Origin of the sequence: Serratia sp. Res13-Sevr-LER1-36-b (genome assembly GCF_015673035.1) — a bacterium.
GTDB classification, from domain to species: domain Bacteria; phylum Pseudomonadota; class Gammaproteobacteria; order Enterobacterales; family Enterobacteriaceae; genus Chania; species Chania fonticola_C.
In genome coordinates, this window is sequence record NZ_JADACK010000005.1 from 665,264 (window position 1) to 689,208 (window position 23,945).

Here is a 23,945-nt window from a genome sequence, read left to right on the forward strand (position 1 = left end):
GCTGTCTCATGAGTACGATTTCTCCAGAACATGGCAGGGTGGCCATTGCCCAAGCTGCCAAATGGAACAAGACCGACACCGTCTGGATGTTCGGGCTTTACGCCACGGCCGTGGGTGCCGGCACCCTGTTTCTGCCGATCAATGCCGGTCTGAATGGCCCGCTGGTGCTGCTATTGATGGCACTGTTCGCTTTCCCTCTGACCTATTTACCCCATCTGGCGCTAACCCGCTTTGTCCTTTCCGGCTCCAGCCGTGATGGCAACATTCAGGACGTGGTGGTCGAGCATTTCGGCGTGTTAGCCGGCAAGATCATTATGGTGCTGTACCTGATGGCGTTTTTCCCCATCGTGCTGGTCTACAGTATTTCCATCACCAACGCGTTGGACAGCTTCCTGACGCACCAATTTCACTTCGCCCCGGTCCCCCGCATCTGGTTGAGTTTGGCGGTGGTGGTGGTGCTCAATCTGGTGCTGTTGCGTGGAAAGGATACGATCGTGGCCGCAATGGGTGTTCTGGTTTTCCCATTGCTGGTGTTTCTGATGGGGATTTCGCTGTATCTGGTACCCACCTGGCAGACCGAGAACTTTGTCAGTGGTTTGGCCAACACCCAATTTGACAGCCCCGACCTGTGGCATTCGCTGTGGTTGGCGGTCCCGGTCATGGTATTTTCCTTTAGCCACGCGCCGATCATTTCGTCGTTCGCTTCCACCCAGAAAAGCTTATACGGTGACAAGGCCGAGCGCCGTTGTGCGCGAATTATGCGTTACAGCTACCTGCTGATTTGCGTCACCGTGTTGTTCTTCGTGTTCAGCTGCGTGCTGAGCCTTTCGCACCAGGAGATGGAGCAGGCGAAAGCGCAGAACATCACGGTGTTGACCACTCTGGCCAACAAGTTTTCCAATCCGCTGATAGCCTATCTTGGGCCGGTGATGGCGATGTTGGCGATGGCAAAGTCCTATCTTGGCACTTCATTAGGCGTAACCGAAGGGGCAACCAGCCTGATCGATGGGCTAACCCGCGCCGTTGGCAAGCCGCTGACTGCCGTCACGACCCATCGTATCTCTGGCGTGGTGCTGTTCTTGCTCACCTGGGCGGCCACCGTCTGGAATCCGAGCGCCTTGCATATCATTGAAACCATCAGTGGTCCGCTAATTGCGGTGATCCTGTTTATTCTGCCGATGTATGCGGTGCGAGCGGTTCCGGCTATGCGCCGTTATCGTGCTTTGAGTAATGGTTTTGTGCTGGTGATGGGGCTAATTGCGCTTTCCGCTTTGGTATACGGTTTGGCATAGAGAGCAAATTGGCCCCGCGACTGCGGGGCCGGTTGGGTCAGGTCACAGGTACGTAGGTAGAGACCAGCTCCAACACGCCGTTGATAATAAACTGTACGCCCATACACACCAGCAGGAAGCCCATCAGGCGCGAAATGGCCTCGATACCGCTTTCGCCAACCAGTTTCATGATCGCCGTGGAACTGCGTAAACAGACCCACAGAATGATCGCTATCGACAGGAAAATGGCCACTGGTGCGGCCAGCAGCACCCAGTGGGCAAAGCCCAGCGTATTTTCGTGGACGCTGGATGCGGTGCTGATGATCATGGCGATAGTCCCTGGCCCGGCGGTACTCGGCATGGCCAGTGGGACAAAGGCGATATTGGCAGAGGTTTTCTTGTGCAGCTCTCTGCTTTTGGATTCTACCTCTGGTGCTTCATCGGCACTTTGCTGTGGGAACAACATGCGAAAACCGATAAAGGCGACAATCAAACCCCCGGCTATCCGCAGCCCGGGGATGGAGATCCCAAAGGTGCTCATCACTAGCTGACCGGCATAGAACGCCACCGTCATGATGCAGAACACGTAGACCGAAGCCATCAGGGACTGATGGTTGCGCTCTTCGTTGGTCATATTTCCCGACAGACCAAGCAGCAACGCCACGGTAGTGAGCGGGTTGGCCAGTGGCAACAGTAGGGCTAGCCCCAGCCCTATGGCCTGAAACAACTGCAGAATACTCGACATACAACAAACCCCAGCAAGAGAATGAAATGGGGGCGCAGTCACTACGCCCAAAAAGTATTGTGACTATAAGCGTCAGACCAGACGCTCAATTTTTCTGTGTCGCCATACCAACCTATAAAACGTTGTCTGCAATGCCAGCATTGTCAAATAGGCGATAGGGAATGCCATCCATACCCCCTCTAATCCGAAGTGATTGCTGAGCAGATAGGCTGCTGGCAACTGGACGGCCACGATGCAGAGAATGGAGATCGTCACCGGTACCAACACCACGCCGCTGGCGCGCATGATGCCGCCGACAATCGCCTGGAAACCAAATACCAGCATGCTCCACAGCATGATATGCAATAAATGCTCCGCTTCTGCCAAGACTACCGGGCTGGTCAGGAACAAACCCAGCAGCCAATGTGACAGCAGGTAGACCAGAATAATCAACGAACCGGTCAGCCAGAGGTTGATATACAACCCGGTACGCAAGATGGGAGCAATGCGTTCGGTTTTGCCAGCACCGATGGCTTGAGCGCCCAAAATAGAGGCAGTGATGGCAATCGACAGGGCAGGGAATTGCACATAGTTAACGATCTGTGTCACTGCGCCGTAGGCTGCCGTGGCATCCGAACCGTGGCGGTTGACCAGCGTCAGGATGATCAATTCAGAGATTGAAATTACCACCATTTGTAAACCGGTGGGCAGGCCAATACGCAAAACTTTGCGTAGCACCACCGTATCCAGCTTGAGCGCGGCCAGCATGGCCCGGTCGGGGGCCAGCACGTGCTTTTTGCGGCGCAGGCGTAATGTCAGATAAATCATCGCCAGTGCGTTACCGACCATACCCGCCAGAGCTGCGCTCTGTATGCCCATGGGGGCAAAGCCCAGCCAGCCACGGATCAGGGCCGGGGTGAGCAGTAAGCCGACGATGGTTGACAGCAGCAGGGCCAAGAGCGGTGAGACCGTATCACTGACGCCGCGCAGCAACTGGGTGAACAACACGAATACCAGCAGCAACGGCATAATCAGCATCATAATGCGGGCGTAAGAGACCGCCTCTTCCAGCACGTCCGCTGGCGTGCCTAGCGCTTGTAGCGCCTGGCGGGCAAACAGGCTGCCAAATACCGCCGCCAATAAGCCAAGTGTCACGCCCAACATCAAGGCTGTACCGGCGATGGTTTTGACTTTTTCTGGTTCATTCGCGCCCCATGCCTGCCCAATCAGCACCGAGGCACCGGCACCAACGCCAATCACCAGTGAGATAAAGAAGAACACCACCGGGAACATACCAGAGATGGCGGCCAGCGCATGGGTGCCGAGCATCTGGCCGATATAGATACCGTTCAGCGTGCCTGAAAATCCTTGCAGGAAGTTGGACAGCACCATGGGCACCAAAAAGATCAGATAGATGCGCCAAAGCGGCTGCTGCTTGTGCTGCGGACGAGTTTGCATTTAATCGTTTTTCCTGCGCTTTAAAGGCGTGTAAAGAGCTCCAGCGATACTGAGACTCATATGTAGGGGCGCCGCAATCACTGGGGGAAGGCATCTCGAGTCATCCAGGCCAGATGCACCTGAATATCGGCAGGCCAGTGCGCAATTCGCTCGGCAAACAGTTTACCATCGTGGCCAAACAGCGCGCGCGTGGCCTCTTCATAGCCTGGCAAAGCACCGGCGATGGCGCTCATAAAGCGGTAGCTGTTCTCTTTGATGCGGCGCTCATTGTCTTGCTCGATCGTAGTACGCCGGGCTTCATCAACCAGGCGACGTAGTGCCGCAGAGGCTCCACCACGTTGTTGTGCCAGCCATTCCCAATGACGGGGCAGGAGGGTCACTTCGCGGGCTACCACGCCGAGCTTGGGCCGACCGACCGAGGGCTGAGCTGCCGGTTCGCTGTCAAGCTCAGCGGCATCGCCACCAGGCTGAGGCCAAACGTAGCCTGCTGGCCAAGGGTAATCCACCTGGGAGCCGGTGGCATCATCAAACACTAACAGCCCACCGGCAGTAAGATCCATCGCAGCAAGCGCCTGAGCGACATCGGCATAAGACCCGGCAGCCACTCGTTGATGCTGCAAGAAGGCGGTGCAGCTCGGCGTATTGATGGTTTTCATATGATTTATACCCGGGTTAAATTGTTTTACCCGGGTAATTTGGCTGAGTTATCGTGGTAAGTCAAGCGCGATCAATTATGCAGCAGGGTAAACTGCGCTTTATTTATCCTCCACAGTTTTAATGTTACTATTCGCAAGGCTGTGAACAGCCACTGGAGGTTCGCGTGTTATCAACGGACCAAGTTGTGCGTCAATCTGGCAATTGTGGGCGAGATATGAAGCATAACTGACTCAACACTAACCAAAATATCTGTACTGCATGTGATCTGTCGTGTGGGTCACCACTGTAGATAAGGAATTATGAATGCCTGTTATTACTCTTCCTGACGGAAGTCAGCGTCAATACGACCATGCCGTTTCCCCGATGGATGTTGCCCGTGATATTGGCCCTGGTCTTGCCAAAGCCTGTATCGCCGGCCGCGTTAACGGTGAACTGGTCGATGCCAACGATGCCATCGAAGCCGATGCGCAATTGGCCATCATTACCATCAAAGATGCCGAAGGCCTGGAAATCATGCGCCACTCCTGTGCGCACCTGCTGGGTCATGCGATCAAACAGCTGTGGCCAGATACCAAAATGGCCATTGGTCCGGTGATCGACAACGGTTTTTACTATGATGTTGACCTCGACCATACCCTGACGCAGGAAGATCTGGATCTGCTGGAGAAGCGGATGCATGAATTGGCCGACAAAGATTATGACGTCATCAAGAAAACCGTGAGCTGGCAGGAAGCCCGTGACACCTTCGCAGCCCGTGGCGAAAGCTACAAGGTGGCGATTCTGGATGAAAATATCAGCCATGACGATCGCCCTGGCCTGTATCATCACGAAGAATACGTGGATATGTGCCGTGGCCCGCACGTGCCGAATATGCGTTTCTGCCACCATTTCAAACTGCAGAAAACCTCCGGTGCCTACTGGCGTGGCGACAGCAAAAACAAAATGCTGCAACGTATCTACGGTACCGCCTGGGCAGACAAGAAGCAGTTGAACGCCTATCTGCAACGCCTGGAAGAGGCGGCCAAGCGTGACCACCGCAAGATCGGCAAGCAGCTCGACCTGTATCATATGCAGGAAGAAGCCCCTGGCATGGTGTTCTGGCATAACGACGGCTGGACCATCTTCCGCGAACTGGAAGCTTTTGTGCGCATGAAGCTCAAAGAGCACCAGTATCAGGAGGTGAAAGGGCCGTTCATGATGGACCGTGTGCTGTGGGAAAAAACCGGCCACTGGGAAAACTACAAAGACGCCATGTTCACCACGTCTTCAGAGAACCGTGAATATTGCATCAAGCCGATGAACTGCCCGGGCCACGTGCAGATCTTCAACCAGGGCCTGAAGTCTTACCGTGACCTGCCGCTGCGTATGGGCGAGTTTGGTAGCTGCCACCGTAACGAGCCATCCGGTTCGCTACATGGCCTGATGCGTGTGCGTGGTTTCACCCAGGACGATGCCCATATCTTCTGTACCGAAGATCAGGTGCGTTCCGAAGTGAACGACTGCATCAAAATGGTCTACGATATGTACGGTGTCTTTGGCTTTGAAAAGATTGTGGTGAAACTGTCCACCCGTCCAGAAAAGCGCATCGGGACTGACGAAATGTGGACTCGAGCCGAAAACGATCTGGCCGCTGCGCTGACTGAAAACGGGATTCCGTTTGAATATCAGCCGGGTGAGGGCGCTTTCTACGGACCAAAAATTGAATTTACCTTGCATGATTGTTTGGATCGCGCATGGCAATGTGGTACCGTGCAACTCGATTTCTTCTTACCGGGCCGTTTAGGCGCGTCGTATGTTGGCGAAAACAACGAACGCGTGGTCCCGGTAATGATACACCGTGCTATTCTTGGCTCCATGGAGCGCTTCATCGGTATCCTTACCGAAGAATATGCCGGTTTCTACCCAACCTGGATTGCTCCAGTGCAGGTAGTGGTGATGAATATCACCGACAGCCAGTCTGATTACGTCCAGCAATTGACCAAAAAACTGCAAGATGCAGGCATTCGGGCAAAAGCGGACTTGAGAAACGAGAAGATTGGCTTTAAAATTCGCGAACATACTTTACGACGGGTTCCATACATGTTGGTGTGCGGTGATAAAGAGGTCGAATCAGGCAAAGTTGCCGTTCGTACCCGCCGTGGCAAAGACCTGGGGAGCCTGGACGTACAAGAAGTCGTAGACAAGCTGCTACATGAGATACGCAGCCGAAGTCTTCATCAACTGGAGGAATAAAGTATTAAAGGCGGAAAACGAGTTCAACCGGCGCGTCCAAATCGCATTAACAAAGAAATTCGCGCGCAAGAAGTTCGCCTAACCGGCGTCGATGGCGAGCAGATTGGTATTGTCAGTCTGAATGAAGCTCTTGAAAAAGCTGAGGAAGCGGGTGTTGATTTAGTAGAGATCAGCCCAAATGCCGAACCGCCAGTTTGCCGGATCATGGATTACGGCAAATTCCTCTACGAGAAGAGCAAGTCGACCAAAGAACAGAAGAAGAAGCAAAAAGTTATCCAGGTTAAGGAAATCAAATTCCGTCCTGGCACCGATGATGGCGACTATCAGGTCAAACTACGCAACCTGATTCGCTTTCTGGAAGACGGCGATAAAGCCAAGATCACCCTGCGTTTCCGTGGGCGTGAAATGGCGCACCAGCAGATCGGTATGGAAGTGCTTAACCGCGTCCGTAAAGACCTGTGTGAAGATATTGATCTGGCAGTGGTCGAGTCCTTCCCAACAAGGATCGAAGGCCGTCAGATGATTATGGTGCTCGCACCCAAGAAGAAACAGTAAGGCTTCCAAGTAATCGAACCCACGCCGTGCAAGCGTGCGTGGGTTTTATTCGCCTCACTGATTCGTTGTTTAACAATGCGAAGTGGATTTAATTAACATGCCAAAGATTAAAACTGTACGTGGTGCAGCCAAGCGCTTCAAAAAGACCGGCAGCGGTGGTTTTAAGCGCAAACATGCTAACCTGCGTCATATTCTGACCAAAAAAGCAACCAAGCGTAAACGTCATCTGCGTCCGAAAGGCATGGTGTCTAAAAACGATCTGGTCCTGGTTATCGCGTGCCTGCCGTACGCATAAGCCACATTTTTTGAATCTAGAATAAGACTTTAGGAGAGAGCATATGGCTCGCGTAAAACGTGGTGTAATTGCACGCGCACGTCACAAGAAAATACTGAAACAAGCGAAAGGTTACTACGGTGCCCGTTCGCGCGTTTATCGTGTTGCCTTCCAGGCAGTAATCAAAGCAGGTCAGTATGCTTACCGTGACCGTCGTCAACGTAAGCGTCAGTTCCGTCAGCTGTGGATTGCACGTATCAACGCAGCTGCTCGTCAGAACGGCTTGTCTTACAGCAAATTCATTAACGGCTTGAAAAAAGCTTCTATTGAAATTGACCGTAAGATCCTGGCTGACATCGCAGTATTCGACAAAGTGGCCTTTGGCGCACTGGTTGAAAAAGCGAAAGCAGCACTGGCGTAAGCTGGTTGAAAAGAGGGAGCTTGCTCCCTCTTTTACTGTTTGTTCTCAATACAGATATTGACTTTTATCGGCTGGCGCTATCACACTGGTTGCCCATCCATCGACAAGGTACTACCAACATGCACGCTGTTATTTTCCGCTTCTTTTTTTACTTTAGCGCCTGACTTCAGGAGGCTTTGCGCGTAAGAAAAGAAACGGAAAGTAGCGCCCAAGCCTCCCAAGTGGAGGCTTTTTTGTTTTTGGCCACCTTCTGCGCCTTTCAGGCCTGCGGCACTAGCTTGGCTACGGCTTGAAATTCTTTGAAGATCAACCAAAGGCGTGTTGGAATAATAGATAACAATTACTTAGGGCCACAAGGCCAGAGGAAGAGGAAAGCAATGTCACATCTCGCAGAGCTGGTTGCCAACGCCAAGGCAGCCGTAGAAGATGCCCAAGATGTTGCCGCGTTGGATTTGGTACGCGTCGAATATTTTGGCAAGAAAGGTCATTTTACCTTACAGATGCAGTCCCTGCGTGAAGTGCCAGCGGAAGATCGCCCGGCAGCCGGGGCGGTGATCAACCAGGCAAAACAGGAAGTTCAGGATGCGCTGAACGCGCGTAAGAACGCGTTGGAGTCAGCGGTGCTGAACGCCCGCCTGGCGGCGGAGACCATCGACGTCTCGCTGCCGGGGCGTCGCCTGGAGAACGGTGGCCTGCACCCGGTCACTCGCACCATCGATCGTATCGAAACCTTCTTTGGCGAACTGGGCTTCTCGGTAGAGACCGGCCCGGAAATCGAAGACGATTACCACAACTTCGACGCGCTGAATATCCCAGGGCATCACCCGGCCCGTGCCGACCACGATACCTTCTGGTTTGACGCGACGCGCCTGCTGCGTACCCAAACCTCTGGCGTGCAGATCCGCACCATGAAGAACCAGCAGCCACCGATCCGCATTATCGCTCCGGGCCGTGTGTATCGTAACGACTACGATCAGACACATACCCCGATGTTCCACCAGATGGAAGGGCTGATCGTCGACAAGGACATCAGCTTCACCAACCTGAAAGGGACGCTGCACGATTTCCTGAACAACTTCTTTGAAGAAGACCTGCAGGTTCGTTTCCGTCCTTCCTATTTCCCGTTCACCGAACCTTCTGCCGAAGTGGATGTAATGGGCAAAAACGGTAAGTGGCTAGAAGTGTTGGGTTGCGGCATGGTGCACCCGAACGTACTGCGCAACGTGGGTATCGATCCGGAAATCTATTCCGGCTTTGCCTTCGGTATGGGTATGGAGCGCCTGACGATGCTGCGTTACGGCGTCACCGATCTGCGTGCGTTCTTCGAAAACGATCTGCGTTTCCTCAAACAGTTTAAGTAAGGCGGGAATATCACATGAAATTCAGTGAACTCTGGTTGCGCGAGTGGGTAAACCCGGCCATCAGCAGCGAAGCATTATCCGATCAAATCACCATGGCTGGCCTGGAAGTAGACGGTGTTGAACCGGTGGCTGGCGTATTCAACGGTGTGGTCGTGGGCCACGTGGTGGAGTGCGGTCAACACCCGAACGCCGACAAACTGCGCGTAACCAAAGTCGATGTGGGCGGTGAGCGTCTGTTAGACATCGTTTGTGGTGCGCCAAATTGCCGTGCTGGCCTGAAAGTCGCTGTTGCTACCGTCGGTGCCGTACTGCCAGGCGACTTTAAAATCAAAGCCGCCAAGCTGCGCGGCGAGCCTTCTGAAGGCATGCTGTGTTCGTTCTCCGAACTGGCGATTTCAGACGATCATGACGGCATCATTGAGCTGCCACAAGATGCACCGATCGGCACCGATATCCGTGACTATCTGCAACTGAACGATAGCGCGATTGAAATCAGCGTCACGCCGAACCGTGCCGATTGCCTGGGCATCATTGGCGTCGCGCGCGACGTTGCCGTGCTGAACCAACTGTCGTTGACCGAGCCGGATATGAGCCCGGTTGCTGCCACCATCACCGACATCCTGCCAATCCGTGTAGAAGCCCCTCAGGCGTGCCCACGTTACCTTGGCCGCGTAGTGAAAGGCATTAACGTGAAGGCACCTTCACCACTGTGGATGCGTGAGAAGCTGCGCCGTGCCGGTATTCGCTCGATTGATGCCGTGGTCGACGTGACCAACTACGTGCTGATGGAGCTGGGCCAACCGATGCACGCTTTTGACCTCAATCGTATTGAGGGCGGTATCGTGGTGCGTATGGCTCACGAAGGTGAAACGCTGCGTCTGCTGGATGGCAACGAAGCCAAACTGCAGGCAGATACCTTGGTGATTGCCGATCAGCAAAAAGCGCTGGCCATGGGTGGCATCTTTGGCGGTGAGCACTCTGGCGTGAATGACGAAACCCAGGATGTGCTGCTGGAGTGTGCTTTCTTCAGCCCGCTGTCGATTACTGGCCGTGCTCGCCGTCATGGCCTGCATACCGATGCTTCACATCGTTACGAGCGTGGCGTAGACCCGGCACTGCAACATAAAGCGATGGAGCGTGCCACACGCCTGCTGATTGACATCTGCGGTGGTCAGGCTGGCCCAATCATTGACGTTAGCGATGAGAGCACCTTACCGAAGCGAGCCACCATTGCGCTGCGCCGTGAAAAACTGGACCGTCTGATTGGCCATGTGGTGCCAAGCGAGCAGGTGAGCGATATTCTGCGCCGCCTGGGTTGCCAGGTTACCGAGCAGGGCGACAACTGGCTGGCGGTGGCGCCAAGCTGGCGTTTCGATATGGAGATCGAAGAAGATTTGGTGGAAGAAGTGGCCCGTGTCTATGGCTACAACAACATCCCGGACGTGCCAGTGCGCGCCGATCTGGTGATGACCAAACACCGTGAATCCGATCTGACCCTGAAGCGCGTGAAGACCATGTTGGTCGATCATGGCTACCAGGAAGCAATTACTTACAGTTTTGTCGACCCGAAAGTGCAGGCGTTGCTGCACCCAGGTGAAGAAGCCCTGATCCTGCCAAGCCCTATCTCGGTAGAGATGTCCGCGATGCGTCTGTCACTGTGGACAGGCCTGCTTTCGGCGGTGGTTTATAACCAGAATCGCCAGCAAACTCGGGTGCGCCTGTTTGAAAGCGGCCTGCGCTTTGTCCCTGATACTGCGGCAAATCTGGGTATCCGTCAGGATGTCATGCTGGCTGGTGTGATTGCCGGGCATACCCATGATGAGCATTGGGATCTGGCAAGAAAGCCGGTGGACTTCTATGATTTGAAAGGGGATCTGGAATCGGTATTGGAGCTGACCGGTAAATTATCCGAAATTCAGTTCAAGGCAGAGTCCAACCCCGCCCTGCATCCTGGGCAAAGTGCGGCCATTTATTTACACGGCGAACGTGTCGGTTTCATCGGTGTGGTTCACCCAGAACTTGAACGTAAACTGGATCTTAACGGCCGTACTGTGGTATTCGAATTGGAGTGGAACAAGCTCGCAAGCCGCGCCGTGCCTCAGGCCCGTGAGGTTTCTCGCTTCCCTGCAAACCGCCGCGATATCGCCGTTGTAGTGGCTGAAAACGTCGCCGCAGAAGATATTTTGGCAGAGTGTAAGAAAGTTGGCGCAAATCAGGTAGTTGGCGTAAACTTGTTTGATGTGTACCGTGGCAAGGGCGTAGCTGAGGGTTATAAGAGCCTGGCTATCAGTCTGGTGTTGCAGGATACCGCCCGTACACTGGAAGAAGAGGAGATTGCCGCTACCGTTGCAAAATGTGTAGAGGCTCTAAAACAGCGATTCCAAGCATCCTTGAGGGATTGAACCTATGGCGCTTACTAAAGCTGAAATGTCAGAACACCTGTTTGAGAAGCTAGGGCTTAGCAAACGGGATGCCAAAGACCTGGTAGAACTGTTCTTTGAAGAGGTCCGTCGAGCTCTGGAGAACGGAGAACAGGTCAAGCTGTCTGGTTTTGGCAATTTTGATTTGCGAGACAAGAACCAACGTCCGGGACGCAACCCGAAAACCGGTGAGGACATTCCGATTACGGCGCGCCGCGTGGTCACTTTCCGTCCGGGACAGAAACTGAAAAGCCGGGTGGAGAACGCCAGCCCGAAAGAGTAGGTTACACAACGCCAAAAAGGCCGCGCAAGCGGCCTTTTTCTTTGGCGGTTTACCCACCTCACTGGGTCGGCGCTGCATGCTGCTCCCGTCTATTACCATCATCGCCTCGATGACCGGCGGTGCCAGCCGCTGCTTTCACCACCATTCGTTCACTCAGTCCTTCCCCTAAACGCCCGAACCTCCTACTATTTGCTGCAAGACGTTATTTTCAGGCCGCTATCCTGGCCAGTAGGGAAGTTGTGTAGTTATGCCGAGCAGTCAGACCTTCACTTTGTTACAACAGCATCAACACCGCCGTGATAAACGCTATTTGACCTGGCTGACGCTGGGCGTCGTACTGGCGTTTGCCTTCAGCCTAAGCGCCGGGGATCTGTGGATCTGGCCTGCGCAGTGGTTGAGTGAGCCTGCACAGCTGTTTGTCTGGCAATTGCGCCTGCCACGAGCGCTGGCGGTGATGCTGGTGGGTGCAAGCCTGGCGGTGGCAGGGGCGGCGATGCAGGCTCTGTTTGAGAACCCGTTGGCGGAGCCTGGGCTACTTGGCGTATCCAACGGTGCCGGAGTGGCGCTGGTGCTGACGGTGCTGTTCGGCAACGGCCTGCTGCCAGTGGCGCTGATGAGCATGAACGCCATCGCTGGCGCTTTGGTGATGACCTTCCTGTTGCTGATTTTTGCCCGCCGTCGCCGGTTGAGCAACGCACGTTTGCTGCTGGTGGGGGTAGCGCTGGGGATTGTGTGCAGCGCGATTATGACTTGGGCCGTGTATTTCAGTTCGAGCCTCGACCTGCGGCAGCTAATGTACTGGATGATGGGCGGTTTCGGCGGGGTGGATTGGCGGCAGAAATGGCTGCTGTTAGCCCTGTTGCCAGCGCTGCTGTGGCTATGCGCGCAAGGCAAGGTGCTGAACTTGATGGCCCTTGGCGAAATGCAGGCCCGGCAGTTGGGTCTTTCCCTGCACGTATGGCGTAATCTGCTGGTGCTGGCCATCGGCTGGCTGGTGGGCACCAGCGTGGCCCTGGCGGGCGTGATAGGCTTTATCGGCCTGGTGATCCCGCATATTTTGCGCCTCAGCGGTTTGACCAACCAACGTTACCTGCTGCCTGGCTGCGCCTTGGCAGGCGCGGGCGTATTGTTAGTGGCGGACGTGGTGGCGCGGATTGCGCTGTTTTCGGCGGAGTTACCCATCGGCGTGGTCACTGCTACGCTGGGGGCCCCTCTTTTTATCTGGTTACTGGCGCGGACAAAAAGCGTAAGGTAAACCGGCTGCCGGTAATGCCCGGCGGCGTTCTTCTGTCTCACCTGCAAATAAAACCAAAGGAAAACATCTGATGAGCAACCCCATTTATGCCATTCCGCTGCAAACCATTGAGAACCAATCTACCACGCTGAACGCCTATGCCGGCAAGGTGCTGCTGGTGGTCAACGTAGCGTCGGAATGCGGCCTGACCAAGCAATACGAAGGCCTGGAAAAGCTTTATGAAACCTGGCGTGAGCAGGGTTTTGCGGTGTTGGGTTTCCCCTCCAATGAGTTTCTTGGTCAGGAGCCGGGCAGTAATGAAGAGATCCTGGCGTTTTGCCGTGGCACCTTTGGCGTCCAATTCCCGATGTTTGCCAAAATTGAAGTCAATGGTGAGGGCCGTCATCCGCTGTATCGGGAACTGATTGCCGCACAGCCACAGGCCGTCGCACCAGAAGGCAGTGGTTTCCTGGAGCGGATGAGCAGCAAAGGCCGTGCGCCGAAGCACACCGGCGATATCCTGTGGAACTTTGAGAAATTCTTGATTGGGCGTGATGGTACGGTGATCCAACGCTTCTCGCCTGATATGACGCCAGAAGATCCACAGGTGTCCGAGGCCATCAAACAGGCTTTGGCCAAGTAAAGGAGCGAACAGAACCATGCTGCAACTCAGTGAGGTGGGGGTAGAAGGGCGACTAGTGCCGTTTTCTGGGCAGATCGCCGCTGGGTTGCAGGTGCACCTGATCGGCCCAAACGGCGCGGGTAAGAGTACGCTGTTAGCCAGATTGGCGGGTATGCTGCCAGGGCTTGGCGAAGTTCGGCTGTCTGGGCGTTTGCTGGAAGCGTATACGGGGAATGAACTGGCAAGGCATCGGGCTTATCTGTGCCAGCAGCAGCCTCCGGTTGCGCTGATGCCGGTATTTCAATATCTCGCCTTACATCAGCCCGCCGGGGCGGACGAAAGCGAGCTGGAAAAAACCATCCTGTATTTGGCACGTAGCCTAAAGCTGGCGGATAAATTATCCCGCATGTTGACTCAACTCTCCGGGGGCGAATGGCAACGGGTGCGACTGGCCGCAGTCTTGTTACAGGTTTGGCCAACGGTTAACCCAATAAGCCAATTACTTCTGCTTGATGAACCGACCAACAGCCTGGATGTGGCGCAAAAGGTGGCGCTGGATCGCCTGTTGCGTGAATTTTGCCAAAGTGGCCGCAGCGCACTGGTCTGTGCTCACGATCTCAATCATACCTTGCAACAGGCCGATCGGGTCTGGTTGCTGCAATCCGGACGGTTGGTCGCCGAGGGGGGCACCCACGAGGTAATGGAGCCAGGGTTATTATCCAAGGTTTATGACGTGGATTTTCATCTGCAGGCGGTGGGAGAACAGCGCTGGATTATGACTAAAACGGCCTAGCGCGGTTTCGACGTTTTTTAACCGGCAAAATGTAGTTAAACGGAAAGTAAACGCGCTCAATATAATTACCCAATAAGGGTACAAATCCTGCGGCTAATCTCACAAAATAACATGGTAAACACCCGATTACCTGCTAGGCTAATCGGGTTGAAAGAAATTAAGTAAAAAATTATAACCGCATAACTTTATGATTATGCTGCTAATTATTTTTTCCTTGATGAGGAGGTTTTACAGAGTGTGTCCTGATAATAATTTCTTCCTTAAGGTTTAGTTAAGCTTGCCCACGTAGATTGGCAGTTATTCCACCAGTGATCATTCTTTGCGACGTTTACTATTCGTTAAATGTAAAAGTCTTACAGTGGCTTAAAGAAAATCGAGACGTTTGGGGTTTAATTATGGATCAATTCCTGCCTTTTTCACGCCCGGCAATTGGGGATGAAGAGATTGCGGCGGTAGAAAAGGTATTGCGTTCCGGCTGGATCACCACCGGACCGCAAAATCAGCAGTTGGAAAGTGAGTTTTGCCGAACCTTCGGCTGCAAGCATGCGGTTGCCGTCTGCTCTGCAACGGCGGGGATGCACATTACCCTTATGGCTCTGGATATCGGGCCAGGGGATGAAGTCATTACCCCCTCTCAAACCTGGGTTTCCACCCTTAATATGATCGAATTGCTTGGCGCTACGCCGGTGATGATCGATGTTGACCGTGACACGCTAATGGTCAGCGCAGCCGATGTTGAGGCGGCCATCACCCCACGTACCAAAGCGATTATTCCCGTTCACTATGCGGGCGCACCATTACCGATGGATGAACTGCGTGCAGTGGCTCAACGCCACAATCTTCCCCTGATTGAAGATGCAGCTCACGCCGTGGGCACCCGTTTCAATGGTGAATGGGTGGGCGCACGGGGCACTGCCATTTTCTCTTTCCACGCCATCAAAAACCTGACCTGTGCGGAAGGTGGCCTGATCGCGACCGATGACGATCAACTGGCCGATCGCGTCCGCTGCCTGAAGTTCCACGGCTTGGGCGTCGACGCTTTTGACCGCCAACTCCAGGGGCGTAAGCCGCAGGCAGAAGTGGTTGAACCTGGCTACAAATACAACCTGTCAGATATTCATGCGGCGATCGCTGTGGTGCAGTTGGCGCGTTTGCCAGAACTGAACGCCCGGCGCAAGGTGCTGGCGGAACGTTACCTGGCCGCGCTGCAAGATTCACCTTTCCAGCCGTTGGGGTTACCAGATTATCCGCACGATCACGCCTGGCACCTGTTTATGGTGCGCGTCGATGAACAACGTTGCGGCATTTGGCGAGATCAACTGATGGAACGGCTGAAAGAAGTTGGGGTCGGTACCGGTCTGCATTTCCGCGCCGCCCATACGCAAAAATTCTACCGCGAACGTTACCCACAGCTGTCATTGCCCAATACCGAATGGAACTCGGCACGCCTGTGCACTTTACCGCTGTTCCCAGATATGACCGAAGCTGATGTCGATCGCGTGGTCAATGCCTTGTCTTCCGTATTGGAGTCTTCCCGTGTCTCGCGCTGAACCTATTAGCAAAGTTTCGGTGGTGATCCCGGTGTACAACGAGCAGGAAAGTTTACCTGCCTTGTTGGAGCGCACCACCGCCGCCTGTAAACAACTATTGCAACCTTATGAAATTATTCTGATTGACGATGGCAGCAGCGACAACTCTGCCGCCATGCTAACCGCCGCGGCGGAACAACCAGGCAGTTGCATTATTGCCGTGCTGCTGAACCGTAACTACGGCCAGCATTCCGCCATCATGGCGGGTTTCAATCAGGTCAGCGGCGATCTGGTGATCACCCTGGATGCCGATCTGCAAAACCCACCGGAGGAAATCCCCCGCCTAGTCAGCGTCGCGGAAGAGGGTTATGACGTGGTGGGTACCGTGCGTGCCAACCGTCAGGACTCCTGGTTCCGCAAGACGGCCTCCCGCATGATCAATATGATGATCCAGCGCGCGACCGGTAAATCCATGGGCGACTATGGATGCATGCTGCGTGCCTATCGCCGCCATATCATCGAAGCGATGCTGCACTGCCATGAGCGCAGTACCTTTATTCCGATCCTGGCCAACACCTTTGCTCGCCGTACCACGGAGATCGAGGTGCGTCACGCTGAACGCGAGTTCGGTGACTCCAAATATAGCCTGATGAAGCTGATCAACCTGATGTATGACCTGATCACCTGCCTGACCACTACGCCGCTGCGTCTGCTCAGCGTGGTAGGCAGCGTGATTGCGCTGTCAGGCTTCGTGCTGGCGGTGTTGTTGATCGTGCTGCGCTTGGTCCTGGGGCCGGAATGGGCGGCAGGCGGAGTGTTCACGCTGTTTGCGGTGTTATTCACCTTTATCGGTGCACAGTTTGTCGGTATGGGATTGTTAGGGGAGTACATCGGCCGGATTTATAACGACGTCCGTGCTCGTCCCCGCTATTTTGTCCAGAAAGTGGTCGGTGCAAAACCAACCCAAAATAATCAGGAAGAAGAATGATGAAAGCTATTGTATTTGCTTACCATGACATCGGCTGCGCAGGCTTGAAAGCGCTGACAGAAGCGGGCTATGACGTACAGGCCGTATTTACCCATACCGATGATCCAGGTGAAAACAACTTCTTCTCTTCCGTTGCTCGCCAGGGTGCCGAACTGGAGCTGCCGGTGTATGCACCGGAAGATGTCAATCATCCGCTGTGGGTGGAGCGTATCCGTGAGCTGCAGCCGGATATCATTTTCTCTTTCTACTACCGCAATATGTTGAGCGATGAGATCCTTTCTCTGGCTCCAAAGGGTGGTTTTAACCTGCATGGTTCACTGTTGCCACGCTACCGTGGCCGCGCGCCGATCAACTGGGCGCTGGTGAATGGCGAAACCGAAACCGGTGCCACGTTGCACAAGATGGTCAAACGTCCGGATGCCGGCGATATCGTTGGTCAGCATAAAGTGGCGATTTCCGAGCAGGACACCGCGCTGACGCTGCACAAAAAAGTGTTGGAAGCGGCGCAGATCGTCTTGAAAGAACAACTGCCGAAACTGAAAAACGGTACGGCCAGCCTGACGGTACAAAACGAAGCGGATGCCAGCTATTTTGGCCGCCGTACCGCTGCCGACGGTGAAATCCAGTGGCACAAATCTGCCCGTGAAATCAACAACCTGGTGCGCGCTGTCACTGAACCTTATCCGGGCGCCTTCAGCTATCTGGGCCAGCGCAAAGTGATCATTTGGCGCGCACGCGTGCTGGATACCGCGCATGATAAGCAGCCTGGTACGGTGCTGAGCACCACCCCACTGGTGATTGCCTGTGGTGAAGGGGCGCTGGAAATCGTGGCGGGCCAGAGCGAGTCTGGTTTGTATGTGCAAGGCAACCGCCTGGCAGCGGAAATGGGCATGGTGAGCGACGTACGTCTGGCTGCCAAGCCAAGCTCGGTGATGAAGCGCCGGACCCGCGTGCTGATCCTGGGAGTTAACGGCTTTATCGGCAACCATCTCACCGAACGCCTGCTGCGCGAAGATCGTTACGATATCTATGGCCTGGATATCGGCTCTGATGCAATCAGCCGTTTCCTGGATAACCCGCGCTTCCACTTTGTGGAAGGGGATATCAGCATTCATTCCGAGTGGATCGAATATCACATCAAGAAGTGCGACGTGGTATTGCCGCTGGTGGCGATCGCCACACCGATCGAATACACCCGTAATCCACTGCGCGTGTTCGAGCTGGATTTCGAAGAAAACCTGAAAATCGTTCGCGACTGTGTGAAATACAACAAACGCATCATCTTCCCGTCCACTTCAGAAGTTTATGGCATGTGTGACGATAAAGAGTTTGATGAGGACACCTCGCGCCTGATCGTCGGGCCAATCAATAAACAGCGCTGGATCTATTCGGTTTCCAAACAGCTGTTGGACCGCGTTATCTGGGCTTATGGGGCCAAAGAAGGCCTGAAGTTCACGCTGTTCCGTCCGTTTAACTGGATGGGGCCACGCCTGGACAACCTGGATGCGGCGCGTATCGGTTCATCGCGCGCGATCACCCAGTTGATCCTGAACCTGGTTGAAGGCTCACCGATCAAGTTGGTGGACGGTGGGGCGCAGAAACGTTGCTTTACCGATATCAACGACGGTATTGAAGCGCTGTATCGCATTATTGAAAACCGCGATGGCCAATGCGATGGTCAGATCGTCAACATCGGCAACCCGACCAACGAAGCCAGTATTCGTGAGCTGGCGGAAATGTTGCTGGCCAGCTTCAATGAGCATCCGCTGCGCGGCAATTTCCCGCCGTTTGCCGGTTTCAAGGACGTGGAAAGCAGCAGCTACTATGGTAAAGGGTATCAGGACGTTGAGCACCGTACGCCAAGTATCAAGAACGCGCGCCGCCTGCTGGGCTGGCAGCCGACGATCGCCATGCAGCAAACCGTTGCCGAGACGCTGGACTACTTCCTGCGTACCACGGTAAAGGAAGGTGATGGTGCATGAGGAAGGTCGGCCTGCGAGTTGATGTAGACACCTTTAGCGGTACCCGTGAAGGGGTGCCGCGCCTGCTGGAGCTGTTTGCCAAGTACGATATTCAGGCCAGCTTCTTCTTCAGCGTCGGGCCGGACAACATGGGGCGCCACTTGTGGCGCCTGCTTCGTCCCCAATTCCTGCTGAAAATGCTGCGTTCCAAGGCCGCCTCCCTGTATGGCTGGGATATCCTGCTGGCGGGGACCGCGTGGCCTGGGAGGAATATTTCCCGATCTTTGGGGCCGTTGATGAAGCGCACGCTGGAGATGGGCCACGAAGTGGGTTTGCACGCCTGGGATCATCAAGGGTGGCAGGCCAAGGTGGGGAAGTGGTCCAAACCCGAGTTGATGCGCCAGGTTCAGTTGGGTGTTGATGCGCTGGCAAACGCGATCGGTCAACCGGTCCGATTTTCGGCGGTGGCGGGGTGGCGTGCCGATCAGCGCGTCGTGGAGGTTAAGCAAGGTTTTGGTTTCGAGTACAACAGCGATTGCCGGGGTACCCATCCGTTCCGTCCGCTATTAGAGAACGGCCAGCCGGGCACGGTGCAAATCCCCGTGACGCTCCCCACTTTTGACGAGGTGATTGGCCGTGAGACCAGTATGGCGGATTTCAATGATTATATTTTGCGAGCGATAGAAAACGATCGTGGGGTGCCGGTGTACACCATACATACCGAGGTGGAAGGTATGTCGCAGTCGGCCATGTTCGAACAGTTGTTACTGCGTGCAAAACAGCAAGGCATCGAGTTCTGCCCGTTGAGCGCATTGCTGCCCCAAGACGTGTCATCATTGCCGCTAGGCCGCATTATACGCGCGCCATTTCCTGGCCGAGAAGGCTGGTTGGGTTATCAAACCGAAGTTGGGGGAGAAAAGGTTTCATGAAAGCGTTGAAAGGATCCTGGGCCATCGTATTGGCCATTTTTTTTGCCCTGGTGTATCTGTTGCCGGTGAATGGGCGGTTACTGTGGCAGCCGGATGAAACCCGCTACGCCGAAATTAGCCGTGAAATGCTGGCGCGCGGAGATTGGGTTGTGCCTAACCTGCTCGGCCTGCGCTATTTTGAAAAGCCGGTTGCCGGTTACTGGTTTAACAACATTAGCCAGTGGTTGTTCGGCGATAGCAACTTTGCCGTGCGCTTTGGCTCGATATTCAGCACTGGCCTGACCGCCTTGCTGGTCTTTGCTCTGGCCTGGCTGATGTGGAAAAATGCGCGTCGTGCCAGCCTGGCAGTGCTGATTTTCCTGTCGATGGTTCTGGTATTCAGTATTGGCACTTACAGCGTGCTCGATCCGATGATCTCGTTGTGGCTGACGGCAGCCATGGTCAGCTATTACCTGACGCTGAAAGCCACCACCGCCAAAGGTAAGCTGGGGGGCTATGTGTTGCTCGGGCTGGCCTGTGGCATGGGCTTTATGACCAAAGGATTTCTGGCACTGGCGGTGCCGGTGATTGCCGTTATTCCCATTGTTATTCAGCAGCGTAAGGTCAAAGATCTGTTCTGCTATGGGCCAGTGGCGATCGTGGTTGCGGTACTGCTTAGCCTGCCGTGGGCTCTGGCGGTGGCCCAACGCGAGCCGGACTATTGGAACTACTTCTTCTGGGTGGAGCATATTCAGCGCTTTGCCGAAGACAATGCCCAGCATAAGGCCCCCTTCTGGTTTTACCTGCCGATCCTGATCGCTGCGGTACTGCCGTGGTTGGGGCTATTGCCAGGTTCCCTGCTCAAGGGATGGCGTGAGCGAGTGCAGCGCCCGGAGCTGTTTTTCCTGTTGAGCTGGGTGGTGATGCCGCTGATCTTCTTCAGCATCGCCAAAGGCAAGCTGCCTACCTATATTCTGCCTTGCATGGCGCCGTTGGCACTGCTGATGGCGGCTTACGCCGAGGATTGCGCGGGGCAGTTACGTACTCGGGTATTCAAGATGAATGCCGTGCTAAATGGCCTGTTTGGTCTGATTGGCATTATCGCGTTGTTGCTCATCGGCTCCGGTGTGTTACCTAAAGTGCATTTGTTTACCGCCGATGAGTGGCCGAAAATCGTGCTCGGTCTGATTGCCTTTGGTGGTTGGCTGCTGTTTGCCGTGATTTCCGCTCGTGAAAACGCGAAACGCTGGACCTGGGCGGCCGCCTGCCCGCTGCTGCTTTGTCTGTTGATCGGCTACGCTATTCCACAGCAGGTAATCGACTCCAAGCAGCCGCAAAACTTCATTCGTGACAATATCGCCACGCTCAGCCAGAGCCAGTTTGTGTTGGCCGATCGCGTGGGTATCGCCGCTGGCCTAGCCTGGGAACTGAAACGCAGCGATGTGCTGATGTACGGTGAAAAAGGCGAGCTCACTTATGGCTTGGCGTATCCCGATGCACGTGGCCACTATATCGGCGAAGAAGATTTTGCTGGTTGGTTGGCTCAGGCTCGTAAACAGGGGGATGTGTCACTGGTAATGCAGCTCTCCCGTGGTGAGCACGTGCCGACAGATTTGCCACCGCCAGACAGCGTGGTCGAGATGCATCGTATGGCATTGGTATGGTATAAGCAGCAACCATGATGGCGTATTTATTGGTGATCCTGGTTAGCCTGTTCACCTGTGCGGGGCAGCTGTGTCAGAAACAGGCTGCCCTTACCTGGCAACAGGTTAGTGATCGGCGGCGGATTTTAACGCTGCGCTGGTTGGCGCTGGCGGTGCTGCTATTGGGGCTGGGCATGCTGGTGTGGCTAAATGTGTTGCAGCGCTTGCCGCTCAGCCTGGCCTATCCGATGCTGAGCCTCAATTTTGTCCTGGTGACGTTGGCGGCGCGCTGGTTGTTTAACGAGCCGACCACGGTGCGTCACTGGTGCGGCGTGGCGTCGATCATGCTGGGGATCCTGCTGATGAGTCTGCAATCATGAAAGGTTATCTTTGGGGCGCGGGTAGCGTTCTGTTAGTGACGTTGGCCCAGTTGCTGATGAAATGGGGCATGGGACAAATCCCGCTGTTGTCCTTTGCCGATGTTACCTGGCCGTTACTCAACCAGTATGGAATGGCCTTGATAGCGGTGGTCGTTGGCATCTTCGGCTATGCATTATCAATGCTGTGCTGGTTCTTCGCGCTGAATTATCTGCCACTGAACCGGGCTTATCCGTTGTTGAGTGTCAGTTATGCGCTGGTTTACCTGGCGGCGGTGATCCTGCCCTGGTTTAATGAATCTGCCACCTTGCTCAAAACGTTGGGGACGCTGTTTATTCTGCTTGGCGTCTGGTTGATTAATAGCCATCGGGCGGTAAAAAACCGCTAATGGCGGAAAAAACGCTGTCGATTCGAATATCTCATGGACAAAACTTGCCTTTTTATTATCTTGAGCGATAAATTAATGCCAAACAGCATTCTCCTTACCTGGGGTGGCGTGGTGAAATATCGCAGGCGGTTGATCCGCTTCGGTGTTCAAGTGAAAGGTAAAATGCGATGCGTGTGTGGTTTCTATTAGCCAGTTTAATTCTCGCCGGTTGCAGCAGCCATGCGCCGCCGCCGAGTGGCCGTTTGTCCGATTCCATCGTGGTGGTAGCGCAATTGAACGAGCAACTGCGTCAATGGTATGGCACCCCGTATCGCTATGGCGGGCTAGATCGCGGCGGTGTCGACTGTTCCGGCTTTGTCTATCGCACCTTTAGCGATCGTTTTGATATGCAATTACCGCGCTCCACGGCGCAGCAAACCGGGCTGGGGACCAAAGTCTCGCGCGACGAGCTGATGCCAGGCGATCTGGTGTTCTTTAAAACCGGCAGCGGAGAGAATGGCCTGCATGTGGGGATCTACGATACCAACGACGAGTTTATTCATGCTTCTACCAGTAAAGGCGTGACGCGTTCCTCACTCAACAACGTTTACTGGCGCAAGGTGTACTGGCAGGCGCGCCGGATTTAACGCCCCAAACCCCCTATCTGGTGTATTATGGCAGCACTGCATGATGAGGTGACTGCCATGAATTCCTTACGTTTATTGATTTCCGATTCCTACGATCCCTGGTTTAATCTGGCGGTAGAAGAGTGCATCTTCCGCGAAATGACCACGCAAAAAATCCTCTTCCTGTGGCGTAATGCCGAAACCGTGGTGATTGGCCAGTCGCAGAACCCGTGGAAAGAGTGCAATACCCGGCGGATGGAGCAGGATGGCATTCGTCTGGCACGGCGCAGCAGCGGCGGCGGGGCGGTGTTTCACGATCTGGGCAATACCTGCTTTACCTTTATGGCCGGTAAGCCCGGCTACGATAAAACCGTTTCTACCGGCATTATTCTGGCGGCGCTAAAACAGCTAGGTGTTGATGCTTCGGCTTCCGGGCGTAACGATCTGGTGGTTGAAACGGCCAACGGAGTGCGCAAAATCTCCGGTTCAGCCTACCGCGAAACCCAGGATCGTGGCTTTCATCACGGTACGCTGCTGTTGAATGCCGATCTCAATCGCCTGGCGGATTATCTCAATCCCGATCCGAAAAAACTGCAGGCGAAAGGCATCACTTCTGTACGTTCCAGGGTCGCTAACCTGGCCGAGTTTGTGCCCGAAATCGACCATCAGCAGGTTTGTGACGCCGTTATTCAGGCTTTCTTCGCCCATTATGGTGAAACGGCACAGCCGGAAGTGATCTCCCCGGATGTCTTCCCAGACCTGCCTGATTTTGCCCAGCAATTTGCCAAGCAGAGCAGTTGGGAATGGAATTTTGGCAAAGCGCCAGCGTTTAGCCACTTGCTGAATGAACGATTTACCTGGGGTGGGGTAGATATCTTTTTTGACGTCGAGAAGGGCGCGATTGTACGCGCGCAGATATTCACCGACAGCCTCAACCCTTCGCCATTACAGACTTTGGCCGAAAAGCTGGTGGGATGTGCCTATCGCAGCGAGGCGTTGGCAGACTGTTGTGCACAGCTGGTAGCGCAATATCCACAGCAGGAGAACGAGCTAAGTGAGTTGCAGCGTTGGTTGTTGGAAACCATTAAGTAGTGCTTTGTGGTAAATAAGTTGGGAATTTTATTAATGAAATCAGGTGGTCGCCGCATCACCTGATCGTTGAACATAAAAATAATTCACACATTGCGTAAAGCTTTTAATTTGTAACGATAGATGCCGCAAATATAATTATCGCACCTGA

At 54.4% G+C, this 23,945-nt stretch carries 24 protein-coding genes and 1 other annotated feature; of the genes, 21 read left to right on the plus strand and 3 right to left on the minus strand.

Annotation, left to right across the window (positions count from 1 at the left end):
• The first annotated feature begins 8 nt into the window (after positions 1 to 8).
• Positions 9 to 1,292, plus strand: a complete 1,284-nt coding sequence (locus IMQ33_RS04130; RefSeq protein WP_065686075.1) for an HAAAP family serine/threonine permease — start codon at positions 9 to 11, stop codon at positions 1,290 to 1,292.
• Between the two features lie 37 nt (positions 1,293 to 1,329).
• Here the strand turns inward: IMQ33_RS04130 and IMQ33_RS04135 are convergent, their stop codons facing one another.
• The 3 genes from IMQ33_RS04135 to IMQ33_RS04145 all read right to left on the minus strand — a co-directional run bounded on the left by IMQ33_RS04135 (position 1,330) and on the right by IMQ33_RS04145 (position 4,109).
• Positions 1,330 to 2,016 carry a MarC family NAAT transporter gene (locus IMQ33_RS04135; RefSeq protein ID WP_065686076.1) on the minus strand — a complete coding sequence of 229 codons (687 nt, stop codon included), beginning with the start codon at positions 2,014 to 2,016 and terminating at the stop codon, positions 1,330 to 1,332.
• Positions 2,017 to 2,088: 72 nt separating this feature from the next.
• Positions 2,089 to 3,453 (minus strand): MATE family efflux transporter, encoded by a 1,365-nt coding sequence (locus tag IMQ33_RS04140; RefSeq protein ID WP_065686077.1) that lies wholly within the window; start codon positions 3,451 to 3,453, stop codon positions 2,089 to 2,091.
• 77 nt (positions 3,454 to 3,530) lie between these two features.
• Entirely contained in the window at positions 3,531 to 4,109 is a 579-nt protein-coding gene (locus tag IMQ33_RS04145) for a DUF2239 family protein (protein ID WP_196062508.1), read from the minus strand.
• Positions 4,110 to 4,413: 304 nt separating this feature from the next.
• Between IMQ33_RS04145 and thrS the strand changes: the two genes are divergently transcribed.
• The 20 genes from thrS (at position 4,414) to IMQ33_RS04245 (ending at position 23,797) form a co-directional block, all read left to right on the plus strand.
• The gene (gene thrS / locus IMQ33_RS04150) at positions 4,414 to 6,342 is read left to right on the plus strand and encodes a threonine--tRNA ligase (RefSeq protein WP_021178149.1); all 1,929 of its coding nucleotides are present in this window, start codon (positions 4,414 to 4,416) and stop codon (positions 6,340 to 6,342) included.
• 3 nt (positions 6,343 to 6,345) lie between these two features.
• Positions 6,346 to 6,897, plus strand: coding sequence for a translation initiation factor IF-3 (infC, locus tag IMQ33_RS04155; RefSeq protein WP_071683678.1), 552 nt, complete (start codon positions 6,346 to 6,348; stop codon positions 6,895 to 6,897).
• A gap of 97 nt (positions 6,898 to 6,994) precedes the next feature.
• The gene (rpmI, locus tag IMQ33_RS04160; RefSeq protein WP_024485856.1) at positions 6,995 to 7,192 is read left to right on the plus strand and encodes a 50S ribosomal protein L35; all 198 of its coding nucleotides are present in this window, start codon (positions 6,995 to 6,997) and stop codon (positions 7,190 to 7,192) included.
• 43 nt (positions 7,193 to 7,235) lie between these two features.
• Complete coding sequence (gene rplT / locus IMQ33_RS04165; RefSeq protein WP_004963673.1) at positions 7,236 to 7,592, plus strand: 50S ribosomal protein L20; 357 nt, start codon at positions 7,236 to 7,238, stop codon at positions 7,590 to 7,592.
• 113 nt (positions 7,593 to 7,705) lie between these two features.
• Positions 7,706 to 7,830: a sequence feature (Phe leader region), on the plus strand.
• The gene (pheM, locus tag IMQ33_RS04170) at positions 7,712 to 7,756 is read left to right on the plus strand and encodes a pheST operon leader peptide PheM (protein ID WP_121608962.1); all 45 of its coding nucleotides are present in this window, start codon (positions 7,712 to 7,714) and stop codon (positions 7,754 to 7,756) included. (Overlaps the previous feature by 45 nt.)
• 139 nt (positions 7,831 to 7,969) lie before the next feature.
• Entirely contained in the window at positions 7,970 to 8,953 is a 984-nt protein-coding gene (gene pheS / locus IMQ33_RS04175) for a phenylalanine--tRNA ligase subunit alpha (RefSeq protein ID WP_021804595.1), read from the plus strand.
• 14 nt (positions 8,954 to 8,967) lie between these two features.
• Positions 8,968 to 11,355 carry a phenylalanine--tRNA ligase subunit beta gene (pheT, locus tag IMQ33_RS04180; protein ID WP_161712057.1) on the plus strand — a complete coding sequence of 796 codons (2,388 nt, stop codon included), beginning with the start codon at positions 8,968 to 8,970 and terminating at the stop codon, positions 11,353 to 11,355.
• Positions 11,356 to 11,359: 4 nt separating this feature from the next.
• Entirely contained in the window at positions 11,360 to 11,656 is a 297-nt protein-coding gene (ihfA, locus tag IMQ33_RS04185; protein WP_004943604.1) for an integration host factor subunit alpha, read from the plus strand.
• A gap of 247 nt (positions 11,657 to 11,903) precedes the next feature.
• Positions 11,904 to 12,911 (plus strand): vitamin B12 ABC transporter permease BtuC, encoded by a 1,008-nt coding sequence (gene btuC, locus IMQ33_RS04190; RefSeq protein ID WP_024485858.1) that lies wholly within the window; start codon positions 11,904 to 11,906, stop codon positions 12,909 to 12,911.
• 70 nt (positions 12,912 to 12,981) lie between these two features.
• The gene (locus IMQ33_RS04195) at positions 12,982 to 13,533 is read left to right on the plus strand and encodes a glutathione peroxidase (RefSeq protein WP_024530015.1); all 552 of its coding nucleotides are present in this window, start codon (positions 12,982 to 12,984) and stop codon (positions 13,531 to 13,533) included.
• Between the two features lie 16 nt (positions 13,534 to 13,549).
• A complete protein-coding gene (gene btuD, locus IMQ33_RS04200) occupies positions 13,550 to 14,305 on the plus strand; it encodes a vitamin B12 ABC transporter ATP-binding protein BtuD (RefSeq protein WP_098931302.1) in 756 nt (251 codons plus the stop codon).
• Positions 14,306 to 14,700: 395 nt separating this feature from the next.
• On the plus strand, positions 14,701 to 15,855 hold the full coding sequence (gene arnB, locus IMQ33_RS04205) for a UDP-4-amino-4-deoxy-L-arabinose aminotransferase (RefSeq protein ID WP_196062509.1): 1,155 nt from the start codon (positions 14,701 to 14,703) through the stop codon (positions 15,853 to 15,855).
• On the plus strand, positions 15,842 to 16,822 hold the full coding sequence (gene arnC, locus IMQ33_RS04210) for an undecaprenyl-phosphate 4-deoxy-4-formamido-L-arabinose transferase (RefSeq protein ID WP_098931300.1): 981 nt from the start codon (positions 15,842 to 15,844) through the stop codon (positions 16,820 to 16,822). The genes arnB and arnC overlap by 14 nt, the downstream gene beginning before the upstream one ends.
• Positions 16,822 to 18,804: a bifunctional UDP-4-amino-4-deoxy-L-arabinose formyltransferase/UDP-glucuronic acid oxidase ArnA gene (gene arnA, locus IMQ33_RS04215; RefSeq protein ID WP_196062570.1), complete on the plus strand. Its 1,983-nt coding sequence runs from the start codon at positions 16,822 to 16,824 to the stop codon at positions 18,802 to 18,804. Before arnC ends, arnA begins: the two co-directional genes overlap by 1 nt.
• Positions 18,801 to 19,712, plus strand: coding sequence for a 4-deoxy-4-formamido-L-arabinose-phosphoundecaprenol deformylase (gene arnD / locus IMQ33_RS04220; protein ID WP_196062510.1), 912 nt, complete (start codon positions 18,801 to 18,803; stop codon positions 19,710 to 19,712). The genes arnA and arnD overlap by 4 nt, the downstream gene beginning before the upstream one ends.
• Positions 19,709 to 21,373 (plus strand): lipid IV(A) 4-amino-4-deoxy-L-arabinosyltransferase, encoded by a 1,665-nt coding sequence (arnT, locus tag IMQ33_RS04225; RefSeq protein ID WP_196062511.1) that lies wholly within the window; start codon positions 19,709 to 19,711, stop codon positions 21,371 to 21,373. The genes arnD and arnT overlap by 4 nt, the downstream gene beginning before the upstream one ends.
• On the plus strand, positions 21,370 to 21,714 hold the full coding sequence (gene arnE, locus IMQ33_RS04230; RefSeq protein ID WP_098931298.1) for a 4-amino-4-deoxy-L-arabinose-phosphoundecaprenol flippase subunit ArnE: 345 nt from the start codon (positions 21,370 to 21,372) through the stop codon (positions 21,712 to 21,714). The genes arnT and arnE overlap by 4 nt, the downstream gene beginning before the upstream one ends.
• Positions 21,711 to 22,100 carry a 4-amino-4-deoxy-L-arabinose-phosphoundecaprenol flippase subunit ArnF gene (gene arnF, locus IMQ33_RS04235; RefSeq protein ID WP_196062512.1) on the plus strand — a complete coding sequence of 130 codons (390 nt, stop codon included), beginning with the start codon at positions 21,711 to 21,713 and terminating at the stop codon, positions 22,098 to 22,100. Before arnE ends, arnF begins: the two co-directional genes overlap by 4 nt.
• A 167-nt stretch (positions 22,101 to 22,267) precedes the next feature.
• Positions 22,268 to 22,726, plus strand: coding sequence for an NlpC/P60 family protein (locus IMQ33_RS04240; RefSeq protein ID WP_021178133.1), 459 nt, complete (start codon positions 22,268 to 22,270; stop codon positions 22,724 to 22,726).
• 57 nt (positions 22,727 to 22,783) lie between these two features.
• The gene (locus IMQ33_RS04245) at positions 22,784 to 23,797 is read left to right on the plus strand and encodes a lipoate--protein ligase A (RefSeq protein WP_098931979.1); all 1,014 of its coding nucleotides are present in this window, start codon (positions 22,784 to 22,786) and stop codon (positions 23,795 to 23,797) included.
• Positions 23,798 to 23,945 lie beyond the last annotated feature (148 nt).